This is a genomic window from Bartonella sp. MU37NMGALS (assembly GCF_042194015.1).
GTDB lineage: Bacteria > Pseudomonadota > Alphaproteobacteria > Rhizobiales > Rhizobiaceae > Bartonella > Bartonella grahamii.
Window position 1 is genome coordinate 1 of the sequence record NZ_JBHIML010000133.1, and the last position, 654, is coordinate 654.

Here is a 654-nt window from a genome sequence, read left to right on the forward strand (position 1 = left end):
AAGTTTGAGACGTTAAATTATGCTATTGAGGATGTTCGCAAGGAAGCAAGACAAGCTGCAGCGATTGGTTTGGCTGTATCGAATTTAAGCTATGACGATACACCAGGAAAATTGAGTTTTTCATTTGGTAGCGGCGCATGGCGTGGACAATCCGCATTTGCTATTGGGGCTGGTTATATGTCTGAAAATGGAAGATTTCGCTCTAACATATCTGCAACGAGTGCTGGAGGACATTGGGGTGTAGGTGCTGGATTTAGGATAACACTGAATTAAAAATAGAAAATTCGAAGTAAATTTTCCTTCTCTTATCAAATGCGTTACATGTGGCATTTTAAGAGAAGGAAAGTTATTCTCATCATAAATGAATAGCAATAGAAGATAAGGGTGTATTTCGAGTAAAAATGTATTTTTTATTGTGAAATTTTATATGAAAAAATCATTTATCATCTCCAAAAGGAATTATTTGAATAATCGATATTTATTTTTAAGAGAGTGTTTTCCTTATGAGAGAAATATATATTATAATAATATTATTAATGAGGGTGATTTTTTTTACAGACGCACAGTATTTATCTATAGACAAACATAATATTTGATGACGCTATAAACTTTGAGATTTTATAGAAGATCCTTATATGCTTTTATTGCAAAAAT

The 654-nt window shown here is 32.0% G+C and carries 1 protein-coding gene; it reads left to right on the forward strand.

The window, feature by feature from the left end:
* Nucleotides 1-273 (forward strand): YadA-like family protein (locus ACFIJP_RS09535; protein WP_375627184.1); only part of this gene is annotated, 273 nt, incomplete at its 5' end.
* Nucleotides 274-654 lie beyond the last annotated feature (381 nt).